Raw genomic sequence first — 22125 nt, 5'->3', positions numbered from 1 at the left:
CGCAGCGCGTCCTCGTCGCCGGCGGCGCGGGCCCGGGCCGCCCGCTCGGCCTGCGCCCACAGCCCGGTCGCGGCGATGCGGATCGCCCCGGCGCTGCGGGCGTAGACGGTGCCGAGGATGCTCCGGACGTGCTCGATCGCCGTGTCCGGGTCGCCGCGCCACAGCGCGTGCTCGGCGGCGAGACCCCGGGCGACGTAGTTCAGGAACGGGTCCCGCCCCCACAGCGGCTCGATCCACCGCAGCCGCTCCGCCACCCGGGGGCCGCCCTGGGCGACCTCGGTGAACAGCGCGTACGCGGAGACCTCCGCCTCGGCCGGCCGGACGACATGGACGGCGAACTCGTCGGCCAGCCGGTCCGCCTCCGCCCAGTTCCCGCTCGTGTAGTGGATGAGGTACCGCAGGCACCGCAGCACGATCCCGAACATGCTCCAGCCGACCCCGTTGTCGAGCGCGAACTTCACGCCCTCGTCGGCGGCGCGGACCGCGCCGGCGACGTCGCCGCGGTCGAACTTCGTCCGCGCGTAGTGGAACGCGGCCCGCATCGCGGTCATCGAGGTCTCGCCGTCCGCGGCGGCGAGGTCGCGGGCCCTGGCGAACACGTCCGCGACGCCGGCGGCGGCCTCCCGCGACTCCCGGTACAGGCCGAGCGTGACGAGCAGGCTGGCCTCCGCGCCGGTGTTCCCGGCCGCGCGCGCCTCCTCGACCGCCTTCTCGGCGAACGCGGGCAGCTCGCCGTCCTCGTCCCGGTAGAGCAGCGTGCGGGCGTAGGTGGCCAGGGCCCAGGCGCGCTCGGGGGTCGGCGGGTCGGCGGGCAGCATCGTGACCGCCTCCCGCGCCATGACCTGCGACTCCTCGTCCTCGTCGATGTCGCCGAGGTAGGACGCGAGGTGCTCGCGGATCTGCGAGCCGAGCGCGACGTCGACGGGGGCGGCGGTGTCCAGCAGGCGGCGCAGCCGGTGCACGGCCCGCCGCGGCTCCCCGGCCCGCGCGGACGCCTGCGCGGCGGTGAGCGACAGCCGGATCCGGTCGGTGCCGGCCGCCTCCTGCGCGCCGGGGACGGCCTCCCACAGCTCCAGCGCCCGCTCGTAGTGCTCGAACGCCTCCGCGGGCGCGCCCAGCCGGTCGGCCTCCCGGCCCGCCCGGACGGACGCGGCGAACGCGGCCGGCAGGTCGTGCGCGGCGAGGCTGTGATGGGCCAGCTCCGCCGCCGACCCGCGCGTCCCGGCGGGCAGGTCGGCGAGGAGGCGGGCGAAGTCGGCGTGCAGCCGGGTCCGCTCGCCCGGCAGCAGGTCGGCGTACACGGCCTCGCGCAGCAGCGCGTGCCGGAAGGTGTACCCCGCCCCGGACGGGACGAGCAGCTGGTGCGACACGACCTCGCGCAGCGCCTCGCCGACCGCCGCCTCGTCCAGCCCGGACACGCGGCGGACCAGCTCGTCGTCGACGCGGCGCCCCGCCACCGCCGCGACCCGCACCACCCGCTGCCCGCCGTCCGACAGCCGCTCGACCCGCGACAGCAGCAGATCGGCGAGCCCGGACGGCAGCTCCGCCCCGCCGTCCCGCAGCTTGGGATCGGCCGAGTACAGCTCGCCGACGTAGAACGGGTTGCCCTCCGAGCGCCGGTGCACCCGCTCGACGGCCTCCGGCGTCACCGGCGCGGCGCCGCGCGCCAGCTCCGCCAGATACTCGGCGGTCTCGCCGGGGCCGAACGGCGGCACCTCGACGCCGGTCACGTTCGGCAGCCGCAGCAGCTCGGCCACCACCGGCCGCAGCGGATGCCGCCGGTGCAGGTCCTCCGACCGGTACGTCCCGATGAGGCAGACCCGCTCGCGCTGCAGGACGCGGCTCAGGAACGTCAGCAGATGCCGGGTCGAGCGGTCCGCCCAGTGCAGATCCTCCAGGGCGAGCAGGACGGGCCGGTCGCGGCCCAGCTCGCCGAGCAGCCCGAGCACCGCCCCGAACAGCCGCTGCTGGCCCAGCTCCGACGCCGCGCCGACGCCGCCGTCACCGTCCGGCAGCAGGCTCTTCAGCACCGGACGGGCGTCGAGCGCCGCGCGGATCTGCGCGGCCTCCGGGGTGCCGTCCTGCGCGGCCGCCCACAGCGCGTCCGCGAGCGGCAGGTACGGCATGCTCTCGCCCAGCTCGGCGCACTGCCCGACGAGCACCGCGCAGCCCTTGCCGCGCGCGGCCCGGGTCAGCGCCGCCACCAGATGCGACTTGCCGACGCCCGCGTCGCCGCTGACCAGTACCACGGCCGCGCTGCCTCCCGCGGCCCGTTCCAGCGCGGCGGTCAGCTCCGCCAGTTCCGCCGCCCTGCCGATCAGCATGCCCCTCCGCTCGTCCCGTCGAGTATCGCATCGGAGCGGACGTGAACGGGCCCCGGAACCGGGGAGGGAACCGGGGCCCGCGGGGACGGGGCGTGTCAGCCGACCAGGGCGGGGATCTTGCCGGTGTCGCGCCCCGCCGCGTCCTCCTCCGCCGGCGCGGGTTCGGGGACGGGCAGCACCCTGTGGTAGGCGCGGAGCGTCTCGGCGGCGACCCGCTCCAGCGAGTAGCGGGAGCGGGCGCGGTCGGCGGCGGCGATCGAGTATCCGTGCAGCGTCGTCTCCTCGGTCAGCAGCCGGCGGACCGCCCGGCCGATCACGACGGGGCGTCCCGCCGGGACGTGCAGGCCGGTGATCTGGTCGAGGACCTCGTCGGCGTTCCCGCCGGCCGGGGCCGCGACGACGGGCACGCCGCAGGCCATGGCCGCCAGCGGCACCGACGGGCACGGCTGGTACGGGGCCAGGCACAGCGCGAGGCTCGCCGTCCGCAGCAGCTTCGGCAGGTTCTTGTGCGGCACCCGGCCGAGGAGGATCACCCGGTCGGCGACGTGCAGCTCCTTGGCGAGCATGCGCAGCCGGTGCACGTCCTGGTCGCCCTCCAGGTCCTCGCGCTCCGGGCCGCCGGCGACGGCCAGCTCGGCGTCCGGGACGTGCACGAGGGCGCGCAGCGCGGTCGCGACGTCCCCGCTCTCCAGGTCGTCGCACACCAGCACGAGGCGGGGCCGGCCGCCGTGCGGCATCGCCGGGCCGACCTGCGTGAAGTGCTCACCGTCCACGCCGTAGGGCACGACGGCGATCGACGGGCGCGGGACGCCCATCCGCACGACCTGCTGGGCCTCCTCCACGTGCCCGGCGAGCACCACGTCGGCGTCCCGTCCGATGGCCTTCTCCAGCCGGTCGCGGTGCGGGTGCACGCGGTGCCCGGCGCGGCGCTCGGACGCGGCCACGCCGTGGAAGCTCTGCGCGAACGGAATGCCCAGTTCGCGGGCGACGGCGCAGGCGGCGAGCCCGCCGATCCAGCCGTGCGCGTGCACGATGTCGGGCCGGGCGGCACCGCTCCAGCGGCGGCGCAGCCCGTCGGCGAAGTCGCGGAGGTGCCGCAGCAGCTCGTCATCGGACAGCGGCCGGGCGGGCCCGGCGTCAAGGTGCACGAGTGCGGCGCCCGGCGCGAGCCGGACTCGGCCGCGGGCGGACGTGTTGTGCCGCCGCGCGTACACCGTGACCTGGTTCGGCTTCCCGTCCGCGAGGAGCGGGCGGGTCAGCGAACGAGCGAGATCCCGGACGTGGATGGACTCCAGGTGTTCGCCGTCAAGGTCGGAGGCGGACACGAGAGCGATATTGAGCGAGCGATGCATGACGGATCCTCCGGGACAACACAGGGGAAGCACGGAGGTATCTGCGTCGTAGACACCTGCTCGGCCAGTTTCATATCCCTCCCCGCCCGCCGTCAAACCTGACGAATCGCCGTCTCCCCGGGCTCGGCCTCTGCAAACCCCGCTGGCCTGCGGGAACGCCGCGCCGAAATGAACACGATTCTAATTGCGCCGCCGCCTCGCCGGCGCGGCCCCGGCGGGTGTCCGCGCCGTCAGGGGACGATGGGGAGGGTGATCGCCGACGGGTGGGCGGGAGTGTGGAAGATCTCCTGATCCGCGGTGAGCATCTCGGTGGCGGTGCCCATGGGGGCGCCGGTCCCGGGGTTGCGGGCCACGCGCGGGTAGGCGCCGCTCGCCACCTGGACGCGGATGCGGTGGCCGCGGCGGAAGCGGTGGCCGGCGGGCCACAGTTCGACGGCGACGCGGCGGACGCCGTCGGCGCCCGGTTCCGGGCTGCCGGGGACGAGGCGGCGCATCCCCTCGCAGAGGTTCAGGGATTCGCCGTCCGGGGTGACGTCGCACAGCCGGACGACGAAGTCGGTGTGCTCGCGGTTCGAGCGGATGTGCAGGTCGGCGGTGACCGGGCCGATGATCTCGACGTCGTCGTCCAGGATGGCGGAGGTGTAGGTCAGCACGTCCTGCCGGCGTTCCAGCCGCCGCTGGTCGGTGGACGGCCGGGTCTCGCCGAGCAGCGTGGGGCCGCCGAGGAACGGCGTCGGGTGGTTCGGGTCGTAGCGGTAGGTGTCGGGGGCCGAGTCGTGCGGGGCGCCGGGGGACAGGACTCCGGCCGGGTGCAGGTGCCAGCGTTCCTCGCGCATGCCGGGGACCGGCCAGTCGGGGAACTCGCGCCACTCGCCGGCGCCGGTGATGTAGAGCCGGACGGGCTGTTCCCGCAGCTCGGACGGGTCGTCCAGCAGGTGCGCGCGGAACCATTTGACGGAGTCGGCGACCGAGCCGCGCATCATCCGCTGGTCGGCGTGGAACCAGGGGCCGATCGTCAGGTAGGGGCGGCGGCCCGCGGCCCGCAGCGCCGCGTAGTCCTTCATCTGCCAGGGCAGGAAGATGTCGTACCAGCCGCCCGTCATGTTCACCGGCGCGGTCACGGTGGAGACGGTGGGGGAGAAGTCGCGCTTGTCCCAGAACGGGGTGTCGGGGCCGTTGACGAGGAGTTCCTGGAAGAAGCGCTGCTGCGCGCCGGTCGCGAGCCGGTCGAGTTCGGCGAGCGGGCGCCCGGACAGGGTGGCGCGGCGGGCGCGGCGCGGCGACATGATGCCGGTCGTGATGCCGGACAGGGAGTTCTTCATCCGCGCGGTCAGGTCGACCCAGATGAGCGCCGACTCCAGCGCGAACGTGCCGCCGACGTTGACGGCGTCCCGGAACGTCGAGGCGGTGACCTGCATCGACAGCGCCTTCAGTTCGGGCCCGGCCTCGGCGGCGACGGCCCACTGGACGTAGCCGAGATAGCTGGGGCCGTGCATGGCGAACGTGCCGCCGAACCACGGCTGCGCCTTCAGCCACTCGATGGTGGCGAGGCCGTCCTCGCGTTCGTCGAGCGCCTCGAACACGCCGCCCGAGCCGAATCCGCCGCGGACGCTCTGCACCACGGCCTGGAACCCGTGCGACGCGAACGCCTGCCCGCACATGAGCCCGAACGGCCCGCGCCGCCCGTAGGGGGAGCGGACGAGGACGGTCGGCGCCTTCTCGACGTCCACGGGGGCGTACCGGTCGGCCAGCAGCGTCACGCCGTCGGCGGTGGGGACCTCCAGGTCCCGCTCGACCGTCACGCGGTGGGGGCCGTTCCGCAGTCCCAGCGCCGTGACCCCCAGCCGGCGCATCATTCCCACGCTTACCACCTGGTCGATCGTAACCGCCAGGCCCGCCGCACTCGGAGCCACATGTCCGTGATGTGCCTCGCACCATGCCGGGTCTTCACTACGATCGGGACCCGCAAGACGACAAAACGGGATCTCGCGGACGTACCGCGGAGGGAGAGTTGCACACGTCATGGTTCACCTGGGTGACCTGAGCTGGGAGCGAGTCATCGCCGCCGCCGTCGTGATGGCGGCCGCGCTGGTGATCGCCGTTCTGCTGCGGCTGCTGACCGGACGGCTGTTCCGGAGGGCGGGCGACACCCGGTGGGCCTGGGACGACCTCGCCGCCCGCCTCGTCAAGGACCTGGCGATGCCGCTCGCGCTGCTGCTCGGCCTGTGGACGGCGGCGCGGGTGCTGGAACTGCCGCGCGGCACCCTGGACGTGATCGCCAAGGTGCTGACGGCGGTGGCGATCCTGGTGATCTCGCTGGCGATGGCCCGGCTGATCGCGGCGTCGGTCACCTCGATCGCGATGGCCCGGCAGGGCGTCGCCGCGAACGTGACGATCTTCGCGAACATCACGCGGGTGATCGTGCTCGGCATCGGCATCCTGATCATGCTGCAGAGCATCGGGGTGTCGATCACGCCGCTGCTGGGCGCGCTGGGCGTCGGCGGTCTCGCGGTCGCCCTGGCCCTCCAGGACACGCTCGCCAACCTGTTCGCGGGCGTGCACGTCCTGGCGTCCAAGACGATCGAGCCCGGCGACTACATCAGGCTGGCCACCGGCCAGGAGGGGTACGTCGTCGACATCAACTGGCGCAACACCTCCATCCGGACGCTGTCGGACAACATCGAGGTCATCCCGAACCAGCGCTTCTCCGACACGATCCTCACCAACTACCACCGTCCCGCGCAGGACATGTCGGTGATGGTGTACGCGAAGGTGCACTACGAGGTCGACCTCGATGAGGTGGAGAAGCTCCTCCTCCAGGTGGGCCACGACGTCATGAAGGACGTCCAGGGCGGGGTGGAGGACTCCAACGTCCTGGTGCGGTTCGACGACTTCAACGACGCGACCGTCGGTTTCCACGTGATCCTGCGGTCCAGCGAGTTCGGCGACCAGTTCGCGATCAAGCACGAGTTCCTCAAGCGCCTGCACCGGGTGCTCCGTGAGGAGGGCATCGCCCCGCCGTACTGGCACCACCGCGTGGTCGTGGACGACCCGTCCCGCGCGAACGGCGTCCCCCGCAAGGACGAACTGGCCTTCTGACCCGCCGCGTCCGGGCCGGCGCCGGCGCGTCCGGCACTGATCCGCCGGGGTCAGGCGGATGGGGGAGCCTCCTGGGAGAACCAGGCGAGGAACTCGGTGTTGCCGAACATCCGCGCCGTGTCGATGGCGGACGGCGACCCCGCCCGCGGGTCGGCGCCCGCGTCCAGCAGGGCCCGCACCACCGCCGGCTCGTTGCCGAACACCGCGCCCGCGAGGGGCCGCCGGCCGCGGTCGTTCGCGCGCTCGGGGTCCGCGCCCCGCGCCGCGAGGGCCCGGACGGTGCCGGCGTGCCCGTGGCGGGCGGCGTGCATGAGCAGGGTGTCGCCCCTGTCGTCGGCCAGGTTCACCGGCGTCCCGGTGTCCAGGTGCCCGACGAGGCCCGCGGTGTCGCCGGCCCGCGCCATCTGGAACAGCCGGGACGCGAATTCCTCCGTCTCCGGCCCCGCCCCGGTCAGCACCTGCATTCGGCTTCCGGCGAGGAGCACGCCGCCGAGGCTGTCCTCCCCGTAGCTGAGGCGCTTCTCCAGCGACACGAGCGCACCGTCCTCGGCGAACGAGCGGAACCGCACGTCGTCCGCCAGCGACCGCATGATCAGCAGGCCGCGGCCGTGCTCGGCGGACGCCTCCGGACGCAGGACGCTCCCGGCGTCGAACCCGACGCCCGAGTCGATCACCTTGATCACGCACCGCCGGCCCTGGATCGTGGCCCGCACCGTGTAGTCGGCCCCGTGCTCGGCGTGCTTGATCACGTTGGTGCACGCCTCGGTGAGCATCACCTCGATGTCGTCGCGGATGTGGTCCTCCACTCCGAGTGCGGCGAGCGCCGCGTCCAGGAGCCTCCGGGTGGCCGGGACGCTCGCGGCGTCCCGGGGAAGCTGGAGGTCCAGGCTGATTTCCACATCATCTCCGTCCGTCCCCCTGAATCGTGCCCTTCCGGGCACGCTCAAACATGGGGCCGGTCACGCCGGATCGCCCGGCCGGGGCGCGTAGCCGTCCACGTACTCCTGACCTGAGAGGCCCTGGATCGCCACCATGATCTCGTCGGTGACCTGCCGGGCCGCCCTGCCGCGCGGGACGCCCTCGTCCCGTCCGCCGAAGTGCATCGGCGGGCCGATGCGCAGCCCGATCCGCCCCGGTCTCGGGACGGCCCGGCCCCGCGGCTGCACCCTGTCGGTGCCGAGGATCGCGACCGGGACCACGGGCGCGCCGGTCCGCATCGCCAGCCGCGCCACCCCCGTCCGGCCCCGGTAGAGCCGCCCGTCGGGGGAGCGGGTGCCCTCGGGGTGGATCGCGAACACGCCGCCGCGCTCCAGCACCGCCGCGGAGGTGTCGAGCGCGTCCAGCGCCGCCCGCCCGCCGGACCGGTCGACCGGGATCGCCCCGAGGCTGCGGAAGAACGCCGCCGTGGCGCGGCCCTTCGGCCCCGCTTCGGTGAAGTACTCGTGCTTGCCGAGGAAGTGCACCCGCCGCGGCACCATCAGCGGCAGGACGAACGAGTCGAGGAACGCCAGGTGGTTCGCGGCGAGGATCACCGGACCGATCCGCGGGACGTGCCGCAGGCCGCTCACCCGGGGCAGGAAGGCGGCGCGCATCGCGGGGCCCATGAGGACGTGCTTCAGCAGCGGATAGATCAGGCGTTCGGGGTCCATGTCCGATCACGCTATGGGGCGGGTCGTCCTCGCCGCCGTTAATGCCCGATACAAGGTCAATGCTGCGGAATTTGTATGATTCCGCGCTTGCCGGTCAGCCGCCGGCCGCCGCGGCGGAGGCGTTCAGCGCGCGGACCGCCGGCACGGCCGGGCCCGTCCGGGCCGACAGCTCCTCGATCCGCCGCTTGTACCGCCGCCGGTCCCGCCCCGTCAGGACCGGCGTCAGCTCGCCCGCCGCCGCCAGCGCGGCCGCCGCCGCGTCGTAGCTGTGCACATGCGCCACCGGACGTCCCCGCAGCGCCGACGACGCCCCGCCGTACAGCGTCTTCACGACCCGCGGGTCCCGCACCGTGATCTGCCGGTGCGGGAACAGGCCCAGCACGCGGCGGTCGCGCACCTTGATCCAGCCGTCCCGCATCAGCTCGTCCCGGACCGTCCCCACCAGGGCCCTCGCGTCCTTGCGCACCCAGTGCCGCCACGGCCGGGGCCGCGACGCCGCGATCTGCGCCACCACCCCGTACGGATCGTCGCCCGGCGTCCCCGGGACGGGGCCGCGCCGCTCCTCGCCGAGCCGCCCGTCCAGGTACAGCTCCGTCAGCGCGGCGGCACGCAGCACGTAGCCGAGCCGCGTGCCGCCCTTGGCCATCTTCTGCTTTCGCAGGTCGTACGCCAGCAGGTACATCCGTGCCGGCAGCGATTCTGGAACCTCGACCATCGCTAGTCCTCGCCCCCGCCGGGCGGCGGGTCCTCGTTCTCCCCGTCCCCGGGCCGCCTGCGCGGACGCCCGGGCCTTCGCATCCGTCCCGCCGATCCGGGCATCCGGCCCGCGTCGGCGAGCGCCTGCCGCAGCAGGAACTCGATCTGCGCGTTGGTGCTGCGCAGCTCGTCCCCGGCCCACCGGGCCAGCGCGTCGTGGACGGCGGGGTCGAGCCGCAGCAGGATCTTCTTGCGCTCCGTGCTCAACGGCCCGGGTCACTGGTAGAGAGTGCCGGTGTTGACCACCGGCTGGGCGTCCCGGTCGGCGCACAGCACGACCAGAAGGTTGCTGACCATCGCCGCCTTGCGCTCCTCGTCGAGCTCGACCACGTTCTCCTCGTCCAGCTTGTCCAGGGCCGACTGCACCATGCCGACCGCGCCCTCGACGATCCGCTGCCGCGCCGCCACCACCGCGCCCGCCTGCTGTCGGCGCAGCATCGCCTGCGCGATCTCCGGCGCGTACGCCAGCCGGGTGATCCGCGACTCGATGATCTCCACCCCGGCGGACGCGACGCGCTGCGCCAGCTCCTCCGACAGCTGCGCGGTGATCTCGTCGGCGTTGTCCCGCAGCGATGTCCGGTCGGCGGCGTCGTAGGGGAAGCTGCCCGCGATGTGCCGGACGGCCGCCTCGGTCTGGAACGCGACGAACTCCACGAAGTCGTCGACCTCGAACATGGCCCGCGCGGTGTCGGCGACCTGCCACACCACCACGGCGGAGATCTCGATCGGGTTCCCGTCCAGGTCGTTGACCTTGGCGAGCCCGGTCTCGTGGTTGCGGATCCGGGTCGACACCCGGCGCCGCCCGGTCAGCGGGTTCACCCACCGCAGTCCGTCGGTGCGGACCGTCCCGGTGTACCGGCCGAGCAGCTGCAGCACCCGCGCCTCACCGGGCGCCACCGGTGTCAGCCCCGCCGCGATGACGAGCCCGGCGAGCGCCGGCAGCACCCCCGCCGTGATCCCCGCCGCGATGGCGGCGCTCCCGCCGGCCGCGACCCCGGCGAGCGTCGCCGCGGCCCCCGCCGCGATCAGCAGGAGGGCGATCCCCAGCATCGCCCACCCGCCGCGGTCCGCCGCCGCCCGCTCGGCGATCTTCGGCCGTGGCATCTCCACCGTCCCCGCCGCATCCGTCATGCCGTCCTCCTGCTGTGTTATCACTGTCATAGCAAAGTGATATCACATTTTTCGAGTGGGGGAAATGTCCGATACCGCGCCGGCCGGGGCGGGATCGGGCGGCCGCTCAGCGGACGGGGGTCAGCTCGGGCTCTTCGGGCTCGGAGATGACCTTCGGGACGCCGCGGAGCGTCACCAGCGCGAAGACCGCGACCAGGGCGGCGAACCCCGCGCTGCAGGCCAGGGCGGCGTGCATCCCGTCCACGAAGGCCCCCCGCGCCGCGGCGGCGACCTGGGCGCCGAGGGTCCCGGGCAGCTCCGCGGCGGCCTGGAGGGCGGCGCCGAGACCGTCGCGGGCGGCGGACGCGGCCGGGGCGGGCAGGCCCGCGGGCAGGTCCAGGACGTTGCGGTACACGGCGGTCAGGATGCTGCCGAGCACCGCCATGCCGAGCGCGCCGCCGAGTTCCGTGGCCGTCTCGGAGATCGCGGACGCGGCACCGGAGCGGTCCTTCGGCACCGACGCGAGGACGGTGTCGGCGGTGACCGTCATCGCCATCCCCATCCCGCAGCCGCCCAGCAGCATCGCCGGGAGCATCAGCCAGTAGGAGGTGTGCAGGCCGATCGTCAGGTAGAGGGTGAAGCCGGCGGCGGCGACCAGCATGCCGATCGCGACGACGCGGGCGCGGCCGAGGGCGGTGATGAGCGGCGGGGCGAGTGCCGCGCCCCCGATGATCGCGCCGCCGGCGCCGGGCAGCCCGGCCAGGCCCGCCTTCAGCGGCGACCAGCCGAGCGCCAGCTGGAAGAACAGCGAGAAGATCAGCGACTGGGCGACCAGGGTGAACATCGCGATCATGTTGGTGCCGACCGCCCCGGCGAACGCGGGACGGCGGAACAGCCGGATGTCGATCAGCGGCTCGGCGAGCCGCCCCTGCCGGACCAGGAACACCGCCAGGGCCAGCGCCCCGGCCAGCGCCGAGACGAGGACGCGGGGCTCGCCCGGGCCGTCCGCCGCCGCCACCTTGACCGCGTAGACCAGGCCGATGACGCCGATGATCGACAGCGGCACGCTCGGCAGGTCGAGCCGCCCCGGGGCGGGGTTGCGCGACTCCGGCAGGACGACCGCGCCGGCGAGGAACGCCGCCGCCATCAGCGGCACGTTGATCAGGAAGACCGAGCCCCACCAGAAGTGGTCGAGGAGCGCACCGCTGATGACGGGCCCGAGACCGACCGCGAGACCGGCGACGCCGCTGAACGCGCCGATCGCGACCGTCCGCTCCTTCGGGTCGGTGAACACCCGGCGGATCAGCGACAGGCAGGACGGCATCAGCGTCGCCCCCGCCACGCCCAGCAGCGCGCGAGCCGCGATCAGCGACTCGGCGCTCGGCGCGTAGGCGGTCACGGCGGACGCGGCGGCGAACACCGCCGTCCCGACGAGCAGCAGCTTCTTGTGGCCGATGCGGTCGCCGACCACCCCCATGGTGATCAGCAGGCCGGCGAGCGCGAACCCGTAGGCGTCGGCGATCCACAGGATCTGCGTGGCAGAGGGGCGCAGGTCCGCGCTCAGGTGCGGGACGGCCTGGTTCAGCGCGGTCAGGTCGATGTTCGGCACGAGCGACACCAGCAGGCAGATCGCGAACGTGCCCCATTTACGGGCTGAGGAGTTCATGCCCGCAGGTTCGCCGCCGGCGCTGACCGTCCCCGCACCGTCCGCTGACCGCCGCGGCCGGCCGGGCCGTCAGCGGACGGTCAGCAGGGCGATGGCCTCGTCGCGGGGGAGCGCGGCGCCCCGGCCGAACGCCGTCTCGTAGGCGCGGTCGCCGAGGAGGGCGCGGGCGGCGGCGGAGACGCGCCGGACGTCGAGGTCCCCGGCGGGTTGGACGCCGCGCAGCGCCGCCGCCACGCCGAGCAGGTGAGCCGCGCGCTCCCCGTCCCGCTCCGCGGCGGCCACGCCCGCCAGCCCGGTCGCCGCGGCCGCCTGGTACATGAAGATGGGGTGGTCGAACGACATGTCCAGCGCCTGGAAGAACAGCTCCCGGGCCCGCGCGGTGTCGCCCTCCGCGACCGCCACCCACCCCAGCCCGACCAGCGCCGCCCCCCGCACCGCGACGACGATGAACCGGTCGGAGGTGTAGCCGGTCAGCGCCGTGTCGTACAGCCGCCGCGCCTCGCCGAGATCCCCGGTCAGCCGCGCCACCTCGCCGAGCCCCTGGCAGCAGCCGGCGACCTTGTCCGGGGTGCCGGCCCGGCGGGCCAGCTCGACGCCGCGTTCGAGCGCCGCCCGCGCCGCGTCCGGCCTCCCGCTGTGCAGGAGCACGAGGGCGCGCTGGTAGAGCAGGTCGGAGGTGTCCTCCAGCGCGTCGAGCCTCCCGAGCATGTCCAGCGCCTCGTCCAGGAGCGCCAGCGCCCGGTCTCGGTCGCCGCGCCAGGCCGCCATCTGCGCGAGGGTGTCGAGCGTGTTGGCGGCACCCCAGCGGTCGCCGCAGGCGCGGAACCCGCGCAGCGCCTCGCCGCACGCCTCCTCCGCCCCGGCGATGTCGCCGCCGTACTGGGCCAGGAACCCGTCGCTCATGCGCACCAGAGCCCGGGACCACGGGTCGTCCCCGATCTGCTCGGCGAACACCGCGATGTCGGTGCGGGCCGGCCCGGCGGTCAGCGCCCACAGCACGATCACGACCGGGTACCGCAGCGGGCCGCCCACGCCGTGCAGCAGCCGTTCCGCGCGGTCGAGCCACGCCGCCGTGCGCTCACCCGTGATTCCGCCCGACAGCGCGTTCGCGACGCACAGGACGTACTCCTCCTCGGACCCCTTGGGAGGATCGGCGCCGATCACCTCCAGCAGCTCCGACGCCAGCGGCGCGCCCTCGACGCGTCCCCGCAGCCACCAGTACCACGACAGCGACGCGACCAGCCGCAGCGCGAGCGCCGGGTCGGACCGGACGCACCACCGCAGCGCCGCGTGCAGGTTCCCGTGGTCGGCGGCGAGCAGCCCGAGCCATTCCAGCTGCCCGGTGCCGCGCAGGTGCGGGTCGGCGCGCCGGGCGAGCCCGGTGAAGTACTCCGCGTGGGCCCGCTCGAACCGGTCCCTCTCCCCGGCCTCCTCCAGCCGCTCGGCGCAGAACGCGCGGATCGTGTCGAGCATCCGGTACCGGACGCCGTCGCTCTGCAGGAGGGACCGGTCGGCCAGTTCGGCGAGCAGTTCGTCGGCGTCGTCCAGGTCGCACACGCCGACGGCCGCGTCCATCGTGAACCCGCCGGAGAACACCGTCAGCCGCCGCGCGAGGGTCCGCTCGGCCTCGTCCAGCAGGTCCCAGCTCCACTCGACGACCGCCCGCAGCGTCTGGTGGCGCGGCGCCGCGGCCCGGTTCCCGCGCGACAGCAGCCGGAACCGGTCGTCCAGCCGCGCCGCGACGTCGGTGACCGGCAGCGACCGCAGCCGCGCCGCCGCCAGCTCGATCGCCAGCGGCAGCCCGTCCAGCGCCCGGCAGATCCGCATGACGGCCCCGGCGTTCCCCTCGTCCACCGCGAAACCGGGACGGACCGCCTCGGCCCGGTCCAGGAACAGCCGCACCGCCGGGTACTCCGCCAGCTCGCCGGCGGGCGCGCCCTCGGGCGGCAGCGCCAGCGGCGGCAGCGGCCACAGCGCCTCACCCGTGATCGCGAGCGCCTCCCGGCTGGTCGCGAGCACCCGCAGGTCCGGGCACGCGCTGAGCAGCCGGTGCGCCAGCCCGGCGACGGCCGCGACGACGTGCTCGCAGTTGTCCAGGATGAGCAGGAGCCGCCGCCCGTTCAGCGCCGTGACCAGCCGCTCCACCGCGTCCGGCTGCGTTTCGCCGGGGACCGGCAGCATCCCGGCCTCGCGCAGCCCGAGCGCCGCGAGCAGCGTCTTCGGCACCTCCTCCGGCACGGTGGGCGCCAGGTCGACGAAGCAGACCTCGCCGTCCCGCCGTCCCGCCGCCTCGATCGCCAGCCGCGTCTTGCCCGCCCCGCCGGGGCCGAGCAGCGTCACCAGCCGCCCGCTCGCCAGCATCTTCCCGACGCGCCGCAGTTCCCCCTCGCGCCCGACGAAGCTGGTGAGCTGCGCGGGCAGGGCCGGCCGGACGGCCCGCGGCCCCGCCTCCAGGTCGCCCCGCAGGATCGCCAGATGCACCTCGGCCAGTTCCCTGGACGGGTCGGCGCCCAGCTCGCCCGCGAGGACGCGCCGCCCGTCCTCGAACACCGCGAGCGCCTCCGCCTGCCGCCCGCCGCCGTGCAGCGCCCGCATCAGCAGCGCCCGCGCCCGCTCGCGCAGCGGCCGGGCGTCCACCAGGTCGCGCAGCACCGCGACGACCGCCGCCGGGTCACCGGCGGTGATCCGCGCCTCGCCGTACTCCTCGGCGGCCGACGCCCGCTCCTCCTCCAGCCGCGCCGCCTGCGCCGCGGCGAACGGCGCGCTCACATCGGCCAGGGCGGGCCCGCGCCACCGGCCGAGCGCCTCTTCCAGCAGGACGGCCGCGGCCTCGTGCCGCCCCTCCGCCATGGCCTGCCGCCCGTCCCGGACGAGCGACTGGAACCGGTGGACGTCGGTGTCCTCCCGCTTCACGGCCAGCCGGTACCCCGCCGGGTGCCCCTCGACCAGGCCCGCGTTCCCGAGCCCCCTCCGCAGCCGCGACACCTGCGACTGCAGGGCGTTCGCGGCCCCCTGCGGCGGGTCCTCCCCGTAGAGCCCGTCGATGAGCCTGCCGGTGCGGACGACCCGTCCCGCGTCCAGGACCAGCATCGCCAGCAACGCCCGGACCAGCGGCCCGCCGACCGGCACGGCGGCCCCGTCCACGCGAACCTCGACGGGCCCCAGGATGCCGAATTGCATGCCCCGATTCTCCCGCACCCCGCAGCACCCCCGGACGACGATCATCGCCCTCGCCCGTCGATTACGCGCGAGGTGATCGCCGCCGGAGAACATCGAGTCGTGCAGTTCGCCGGCCTTCGGCGGAACGGCTGTACACATGTATATGTGAATGTGATCAACCTATGAAGTGCGATGCGTATGTGCGCGAACGGAGATGCTCGCCGGGGAGGACGTGAATCAGATCAACCGGTGTCGCAGGCGCTAGGGTGAGGCCATCGTGCATGTCGGCTGAGGGGAGTGCTGGTGTCGAACGACGCGACGGTGACCGCGGCGGACATCGCCCGCCTGGCCGCGGTGGGGCGCGCGGCCGTGAGCAACTGGCGCCGCCGCCACGACGACTTCCCCCAGCCCGTCGGCGGGACGGCGGTCAGCCCGACGTTCTCCCTCGCCGAGGTGGAGAACTGGCTCCGCGGCCAGGGGAAGCTGACCGACTCGCCCGTCCGCGAGCGCGTCTGGCAGTCCCTGCGCGCGGCGGCGTCCGAGGGCATGGACCTCGCCGACGTCCTCACCTTCGCCGGCGCGTTCCTGCTCTCCCTGCGCGACGACCCTGGCCACTGGCGGGAGCTGCCGGACGCCTCGGACGAGGAGATCGCGCGCACCCTGCGCGCGCGCACCGGCCCGGTGCCGCCGTCCTGCGCCGTGATCGCCCGCGCCCTCGCCCAGCTCGTGGACGAACTGGGCGTCTCGGAGACGTTCGAGTTCCTGCGCACCCGCTACCTGGAGCATCACAGCCGCCGCGTCTACCTGACGCCGGAGCCGGTCGTCCGGCTGATGCTCGAACTCGGCGGCCCCGCCCGGACCGTCCTCGACCCCGCCTGCGGGACGGGCACCTTCCTGAAGACGGCCCACGAGCTGTTCAAGGACGTCGATCGGCTCCTCGGCCAGGAGATCGACGACACGACCGCCCGCATGTCCGCGATACAGCTGGCGCTACGCGGCGCCCCCGCCGAGGTCTGCCCAGGCGACTCGCTCTTGGCCGACGCCTTCCCCGGACGCACGGTCGACCTCGTCGTCTCCAACCCGCCCTTCAACGACCGTGGCTGGGGCTACGAGCAACTGACCGGCGACCCACGCTGGGAGTACGGGCTTCCACCGCGCATGGAATCGGAACTCGCCTGGCTGCAACACGGTCTTGCCCACGTCCACCCTGGGGGGCATGTCGTCCTGCTCATGCCTCCGGCCGTGGCGAACCGCCGTTCAGGACGCCGTGTCCGTTCCGAACTGCTCCGCCGCGGGGCGCTTCGCGCCGTCATCGGCCTGCCCCCGGGCGCGGTGCCGAACATGGCCGTCGCGCTCGCCATCTGGGTGCTCCGCCGTCCGGCTTCAGGCGACACCCCGGCGGACGACGTCTTGATGGTCGACACGTCGGCCGACCCCGAGAACTTCCAGAAGACGGCCCTGGACGCCTGGGGCCGCTACGCGAAGGGCAAGCCCGCCAAGACCGACTCCAGTGTCGTCGTACGCATCATCGACCTGCTCGATGACGAGGTCGACCTGACCCCGGCCCGCTACCTTCCGCAGCGAACCACGCCCACGGCGGAGGGCTCGTTCATCGCCGCCCGCGAAGCCCTGGAGAAGAGGGCCGCCGCACTACCGCAAACGGTCGCCGACCTGTCGTTCCTCGCCCAGGCCCGCGCGCGCGCCGATGTCCCCATGACGACGATCGGTGAGCTGGCCAAGGCAGGTGTGCTGCAGATACTCCGCCCCTCGGCCAAGGTACGCACCGGCGAAGGAAACGTCCCCGTTCTCACCCTGGAGGACATCGCTCTGGGCCAGGAGCCCACGGGAACGGCCGCACACGACCCGCACCACGTGCAGACAGCCGCCGGCGATGTCGTCGTCTCGCTCGCCGCCCGCCATCCCGTGGCCCGCGTCATGAGAGAGGGCGGTGCGGTCCTCGGCCCCGGCCTGGCCCTCGTGCGCGCCGAACCGTCCCGCCTCGACCCCGATTTCGTCGCCGGCTGGCTGCTCCTCGGCGCGCAGGGCGCCTCGCTCCGCAGCTCCACCTCCTCCGCCCGCTTCGACGTCCGCCGCGCCCGGCTGCCCCGCCTCACCCTGGACGAGCAGACCGAACTCGGCAGGGCGTTCCGCAAGCTCACCGACCTCGAAGCCGCCCTCCGCGAGACGTACCGGCGCGGCGCCGACGTCCTCCGCCTCGGCCTCGAAGGACTGGGCGCCGGCACCCTCCGCCCGTCCGGCTGACGCCGGTACGCTGCCTGCACGGGCCAGGGGAGGTGGGCGTTGCGGCGGGGCGATCTCCTCGGGGAACGCGAACGGTACGAGCTCGACCAGGCGATCGGGCGCGGCGGGATGGGCGAGGTGTGGCGGGCCTACGACCGCTTCCTCGACCGGCGCCTGGCCGTCAAGTTCACCCGCGTCTCGGACGAGTCGCTCGTCGGACGGTTCGAGCAGGAGGCCCGCAGCACGGCCTGGTTCGAGCACCCCGGAGTCCCGACGGTCTACGACTTCGGCAGCCACGACGGGTGCTTCTACCTGGTCATGCAGTATGTCGAAGGCACGACGGTCGACCACGTCCTGGACGCCGAAGAGAAGCTGTCCATCTCCTGGGCCGCCCTCATAGCCGCTCAGGTGTGCGCCGTGCTGAACGTCGCACACCGCCGCCCGCTCGTCCACCGTGACCTCAAGCCCAGCAACCTGATGCTGTGCCGGGACGGCTCGGTGAAGGTCCTCGATTTCGGTGCCGCGGTGGGTCTCGGCCCAGGCGACGTACGCCGAACCACCACCGGCCTGGGTGCGCCCTACACGCCGGGCTACACGGCCATGGAGCAGGTGTACGGCAGCCCAGGCCCGCAGAGCGACCTGTACTCGCTCGGATGCGTCCTCTACGAGATGCTCACCGGCCGCCAGGTCTTCCTCGGCGGCACCCCATACGAGGTACTGCGCCGCCACGAGGACGAGGACCCGACGCCACCCCGCGTCCTGCGCCCCGACGTGCCTCCCGCCCTGGACGCCCTCATCCTGCAACTCCTCGCCAAGCAGCCGGCCGGCCGCCCCGCGAACGCCGATGAGGTCCACCGCCGCCTCCTGGAGTTCGTCTCCTCCCTGAACCCGCTGCCGGGAATCGTCGACACGATCGCCCCGCAGCACCTGTACTCGACCGCCCTCAGCCGCATCCGCATAACCGGCACGGCCACTCCACCCCGCCCCGAAGAACCGGTGGAACTGCCCACCTTCGATGAAGTCGTCCAAGCGCGCGCGGAAGCAGGCGACCTGGCCGACGCGGGCCGTTACACGCAGGCGGCCGAACTCCTCTCCGGCCTCACCGAACCCGCCCGCCTCGCCCTGGGCGACGACGACCCCGAATACATGGGGCTCCGCCTAGACCTGGCCGATGTCCTGTTCCAGGGCGGCGACTACCGCCGAGCCGTCCACGCCTACCGCGCCGCCGCCGTGACCTTGTCCGAGTTCTATGGGCCGGACGACCCGCACGTCCTGGACTGCCGCGAACAAGAAGCCGTCAGCCAAGCCCACCTGGGAGCCACCGACACGGCCCTCACCCATCTGCAAGAACTCCTGGACGACCTCTCACCCGGCAGCCCCTACGACACCCTCACCCTGCGCGTCCGCGAACGCATAGCGCGCCTCAAACTCGCCGCGGGACGCACCGACGAGACCCGCAAGGAACTCACTGAACTCCTGGCCGACATCACCGGCCTGTACGGCGCCGGCCACCCGCAGATCGCCGGCCTGCAAACCCTTCTCTACGACCTCAGCCGGGCAGGAACGGGCTAGGCGACCCCGCATACGACACATACAGGTGGTCCCGCGCCCGCGTAGAGGCCACGAACAGCAGACACCGCTCCTTCTGGACGTCCTGCGCGTGCGCCTTCGGGTCCTCGTCTTCCGGCGTGATGGCCTTCGCCGACGGCAGCGAGTTCTCATCGGCCCCGATGACGGCGATGCACCGGAACTCCAGACCTTTCATCTTGTGCATCGACCCGACCTGAACACCCGGCGACTTACTGGGCACCTGATACGCCGTGATGCCCTCCTCCTTCAGCCGCCTGGCGGCCTTCCGCGCCACCCACACATACCGGGTGGCGACCCCGATCGCGCCGGGCTCGACCTCGGCGTCCAGCCAGGCCCGCACCTGCTCGACGAGCCCGTCCAATTCGGCGTCCATATCCGGATACGCCTTCACCACGGGCCGCCGCCCATGCATCGGCGACCGGTACCCGTCCAGCGTGTCCGCGGAATCATCGAGCCCATGAGCGGGCGCATGCCCCAGCAAAGGCACCGACCACGTCAGGATCTCCTGCGTAGTCCGATAGTTCAGCTTCAGCTTGGTACTGCGCCCCCGCACATTGATGCCGAGACTGGCCAGCGACACGTGACTGTCATAAATCCGCTGATGCGGATCCCCGACGATGAACAGGTCATCGGGCCCTTCCGCGACGAGCCGCCGCAGCAGCCGCCACTGCGCCGTGTGAATGTCCTGCGCCTCATCGATGATCACATGGTCGTATTCGGGCCGCCGCACCAGCTCGGCCGCTTCGTTGGCGAGCTGGTGGAACGTCGACCTTCCTTCGGCCGCCAGCCCGTCCGCCACATGCCCGATCGCGCGCCACACCACCGACCGCTGCGCCTTTCCCAGCGGAACCCCGCGCCCGGCCCGCGTGCACCCGAGATACTCCTCCTCGCTCTCCAGCCCCTGAGCCAGGATGATCTGCTCCCATTCCCGCTCCAGGAACGTCGGCGAGAACGGGGTCCCCTCCGCCGCCTCCTCCCACAGCGGCTCCAGCACGTCGGCCCCGGCGATACCGGGCTTGTGGTGGCGCCCGACGATCGAGTACGAAAGCGCGTCCACGTTCTTGACCTGAATCCGCCCGCGAACGTCCTCGTCGTCCACGAGCAGGGAAAGCTGCTTCTCCAGCGCCTCCGCCAGATTCCGCGTGAACGTCGTCAGCAGAACCCGCCCGCCCCTGCCCGCCAGGAACTTCGCCCGATGCAGCGCCGTCACGGTCTTCCCCGTCCCAGCACCACCCGTGACCTGCGCGGGTCCGCTGTAGGAGGGCCGAAGCGCCACCCGCCGCTGCACCGGATGCAGGAAGACCCGCCACATGTCGAACGGATGGGCCAGAACGTCCCGCAGTTCCTCCGGCCCGTTGACGAAAACGACCTTCCCCGGCGTCCGCCGCATGGCGGTCACCAGATCGTCCGGATCGACCGCCTTCGGCTTCTCCTCGACCGGCAGGCACTGCGCGACCTCGTCCCACGCCTGCTGCACGTTCATGCCCTGCGCCAGCGCCAGCAAGGCGATGTACTGCGGCTCCGGCAGCAGTTTCTCCATCGCCTGCAGATGCGACTCCTCCGTCAGCAGCTTGACGAGCGGGATCAGCTCCCTGTCGATCCCGAGCCGCACCAGGTCCTTGTCGAAAACATGCCCCAGCAGCCGGAAGTTCGTCCGCTCGGCGACTTTCTCAAGTGCGGGCGACATCTCCTCCAGGGCGACCTGGTCCCGGACCTCCAGTACTCCGAGCGCCTGGTTGACGGAGAACTTCTTGCTCTTCGCGTACGTGATGGCGTCATCGTGAGGCATCACCGCCAGCAGACAGTGAACGTCGCCCTTCTGCGGCGCCAGCACCACCCCGCGCCAGAACTGGTCGATCCGTATCGTCCGGATCCGCGGATCCCTGGCATTGCTGATCTTCTCCAGGTGCAGGCCCGCGTGCGTGTGCTCGGCGAACTTCGCCACCGCCGCGTCCACGCTCCTACGTACTTTCGGCTGCAACTTCGCGTACTGCGGCATGAACGAATCCGCAATAGCAAGCTGAGCCACCCCGCACCGCCTAACATTCGACGCCCACTTCAGCCTCACATCCTAGGAGCCGCCCGAATCAGCCGGTGATTGAACCTCGGACGAGTCTCCGGCAATCGCTGTCCGGCTGCGGACAGCTCACCCGGCACGAGATCGATGCCCGCCAATTCGGGCGCCACCTCGGCCCCCGCGCCGCGAGCCGTGCGACCAGCCCCATCACCGCCGTGCCGCTGCGAGCCACGTATCGGGGTCCAGTAACGCCTGTGCGCCGACGTGGGCCGGCCCCCAAGCTGTTGCGGGCTCATGGGCGCCAGCCGTGCGGCCTCCGTTCCGAACCGTCCGACCCCGGCGTGCGGGTCGACAGGCACTACCGCGCCCGTGTCACCGGCGAGCTGCTGTGCGGTTCTGGAGCTCCTACCAGGAGCCCGCCTCTGCCGCCCGGGCCGTGATCACCCGTGCGCCACCCAGCACGAGCGGCGCGATGCGGCCGCCTGTATCGACGAGACGCACGACTTCCTCAACCCGCCCGGCTCGATCACCGAGTTGGGGTGCTATATGGCTGGGATACGATCCACTTCATGCGCTTCAAGGATGAAATCCTAAGTCATGCGGTGATCGTGTCAAAGAAGACCGCGAACAGTGTGGACGGGATTACATGGCCCGGCAAAGACGCGTGAACGGTAAGCCGCACGGCGGTACTTATAAACCGTTGTGGCAGGTCCACGAGATCTATGAGAGTGGCGTCGGCTTTGCGTGGGTGGCGTGGTGATCCCGGTCCGGCATACAGGGCACCGGTGCGGCCGTCTCCTGATGGCCTCGGCCGCCGCCGCTGGGGCATTGGCCATGGCGGGGTGCTCGCAGCACGACAGCGCGCCCGAACCGCCGGTGAATGTCACTTTCACCGGCTATGACAACGCAGACCTCCGTTCTCGCGTCGGTGAGGTCATCATTAAGATCCGGCAGCGGGATGCTGCGGGGTTGGCCCATCTCGACACGGACGAGGAGGGCCGGCGTGGTGGCCCGGATGCCGACAGGGGCGCCGCCTGGTTGGTCCGGTACTTCGCCGAGCCGCTCAGTGGCCCGGTCCAGGCGGAAATCGATAGTGAGCAGACCGGCCCGCTGGTGCAGATCTGCCTCACCTACGGCAAGCCGCAGCGTCAAATCATGCTGG

15 protein-coding genes are annotated in these 22125 nt (G+C 72.8%); 4 read left to right on the top strand and 11 right to left on the bottom strand.

Going from position 1 to position 22125, the window contains the following annotated elements; genetic code table 11:
* The 3 genes from AF1_RS25605 to AF1_RS25595 form a co-directional block, all read right to left on the bottom strand.
* On the bottom strand, positions 1-2324 hold a 2324-nt coding region (locus AF1_RS25605), incomplete at its 3' end, for an ATP-binding protein (protein ID WP_067804461.1).
* Positions 2325-2419: 95 nt separating this feature from the next.
* Positions 2420-3676, bottom strand: a complete 1257-nt coding sequence (locus tag AF1_RS25600) for a glycosyltransferase (protein ID WP_067804458.1) — start codon at positions 3674-3676, stop codon at positions 2420-2422.
* Between the two features lie 230 nt (positions 3677-3906).
* Positions 3907-5547 (bottom strand): CocE/NonD family hydrolase, encoded by a 1641-nt coding sequence (locus tag AF1_RS25595; RefSeq protein WP_306303189.1) that lies wholly within the window; start codon positions 5545-5547, stop codon positions 3907-3909.
* Positions 5548-5698: 151 nt separating this feature from the next.
* On the opposite strand from AF1_RS25595, the gene AF1_RS25590 reads away from it, so the two are divergent.
* Positions 5699-6775 (top strand): mechanosensitive ion channel family protein, encoded by a 1077-nt coding sequence (locus tag AF1_RS25590; RefSeq protein ID WP_084263330.1) that lies wholly within the window; start codon positions 5699-5701, stop codon positions 6773-6775.
* Positions 6776-6825: 50 nt separating this feature from the next.
* Here the strand turns inward: AF1_RS25590 and AF1_RS36925 are convergent, their stop codons facing one another.
* From AF1_RS36925 to AF1_RS25550, 7 genes are all read right to left on the bottom strand, one after another.
* On the bottom strand, positions 6826-7674 hold the full coding sequence (locus AF1_RS36925; protein ID WP_306303188.1) for an ATP-binding protein: 849 nt from the start codon (positions 7672-7674) through the stop codon (positions 6826-6828).
* Between the two features lie 60 nt (positions 7675-7734).
* Positions 7735-8424 (bottom strand): lysophospholipid acyltransferase family protein, encoded by a 690-nt coding sequence (locus AF1_RS25575; RefSeq protein WP_067804452.1) that lies wholly within the window; start codon positions 8422-8424, stop codon positions 7735-7737.
* A 94-nt stretch (positions 8425-8518) separates the two neighbouring features.
* Positions 8519-9139 carry a GOLPH3/VPS74 family protein gene (locus tag AF1_RS25570; RefSeq protein WP_067804449.1) on the bottom strand — a complete coding sequence of 207 codons (621 nt, stop codon included), beginning with the start codon at positions 9137-9139 and terminating at the stop codon, positions 8519-8521.
* A gap of 2 nt (positions 9140-9141) precedes the next feature.
* Positions 9142-9387, bottom strand: coding sequence for a type II toxin-antitoxin system antitoxin (locus AF1_RS25565; RefSeq protein ID WP_067804447.1), 246 nt, complete (start codon positions 9385-9387; stop codon positions 9142-9144).
* Positions 9388-9396: 9 nt separating this feature from the next.
* Entirely contained in the window at positions 9397-10311 is a 915-nt protein-coding gene (locus AF1_RS25560; protein WP_067804444.1) for an SPFH domain-containing protein, read from the bottom strand.
* A 106-nt stretch (positions 10312-10417) separates the two neighbouring features.
* On the bottom strand, positions 10418-11956 hold the full coding sequence (locus AF1_RS25555; protein ID WP_067804441.1) for an MFS transporter: 1539 nt from the start codon (positions 11954-11956) through the stop codon (positions 10418-10420).
* Positions 11957-12025: 69 nt separating this feature from the next.
* Positions 12026-15136, bottom strand: a complete 3111-nt coding sequence (locus tag AF1_RS25550) for a BTAD domain-containing putative transcriptional regulator (protein ID WP_174548893.1) — start codon at positions 15134-15136, stop codon at positions 12026-12028.
* A 282-nt stretch (positions 15137-15418) separates the two neighbouring features.
* Between AF1_RS25550 and AF1_RS25545 the strand changes: the two genes are divergently transcribed.
* Both AF1_RS25545 and AF1_RS25540 read left to right on the top strand, forming a co-directional pair.
* Positions 15419-17377, top strand: a complete 1959-nt coding sequence (locus AF1_RS25545; protein ID WP_084263331.1) for an N-6 DNA methylase — start codon at positions 15419-15421, stop codon at positions 17375-17377.
* A gap of 39 nt (positions 17378-17416) precedes the next feature.
* Entirely contained in the window at positions 17417-18928 is a 1512-nt protein-coding gene (locus AF1_RS25540; RefSeq protein ID WP_067804435.1) for a serine/threonine-protein kinase, read from the top strand.
* Here AF1_RS25540 and AF1_RS25535 read toward each other — a convergent pair.
* Positions 18906-20945, bottom strand: a complete 2040-nt coding sequence (locus AF1_RS25535) for a UvrD-helicase domain-containing protein (protein WP_242608937.1) — start codon at positions 20943-20945, stop codon at positions 18906-18908. The two genes, AF1_RS25540 and AF1_RS25535, sit on opposite strands and share 23 nt — an antisense overlap.
* 819 nt (positions 20946-21764) lie before the next feature.
* Between AF1_RS25535 and AF1_RS25530 the strand changes: the two genes are divergently transcribed.
* A partial coding sequence (locus tag AF1_RS25530) for a hypothetical protein (RefSeq protein WP_157419298.1) occupies positions 21765-22125 on the top strand: 361 nt, incomplete at its 3' end.

Source organism: Actinomadura formosensis NBRC 14204 (assembly GCF_001552155.1).
Lineage (GTDB): Bacteria > Actinomycetota > Actinomycetes > Streptosporangiales > Streptosporangiaceae > Spirillospora > Spirillospora formosensis.
The sequence above is the reverse complement of the archived record's forward strand: the minus strand, read 5'-3'. Positions and strand labels throughout refer to the sequence as shown.

Coding starts and splice junctions, on each gene's coding strand:
- AF1_RS25600 (WP_067804458.1), bottom strand. CDS start 3,676: ATGCATCGCTCGCTCAATATCGCTCTCGTGTCCGCCTCCGACCTTGAC.
- AF1_RS25590 (WP_084263330.1), top strand. CDS start 5,699: ATGGTTCACCTGGGTGACCTGAGCTGGGAGCGAGTCATCGCCGCCGCC.
- AF1_RS25575 (WP_067804452.1), bottom strand. CDS start 8,424: ATGGACCCCGAACGCCTGATCTATCCGCTGCTGAAGCACGTCCTCATG.
- AF1_RS25570 (WP_067804449.1), bottom strand. CDS start 9,139: ATGGTCGAGGTTCCAGAATCGCTGCCGGCACGGATGTACCTGCTGGCG.
- AF1_RS25560 (WP_067804444.1), bottom strand. CDS start 10,311: ATGACGGATGCGGCGGGGACGGTGGAGATGCCACGGCCGAAGATCGCC.
- AF1_RS25555 (WP_067804441.1), bottom strand. CDS start 11,956: ATGAACTCCTCAGCCCGTAAATGGGGCACGTTCGCGATCTGCCTGCTG.
- AF1_RS25550 (WP_174548893.1), bottom strand. CDS start 15,136: ATGCAATTCGGCATCCTGGGGCCCGTCGAGGTTCGCGTGGACGGGGCC.
- AF1_RS25535 (WP_242608937.1), bottom strand. CDS start 20,945: ATGCCGCAGTACGCGAAGTTGCAGCCGAAAGTACGTAGGAGCGTGGAC.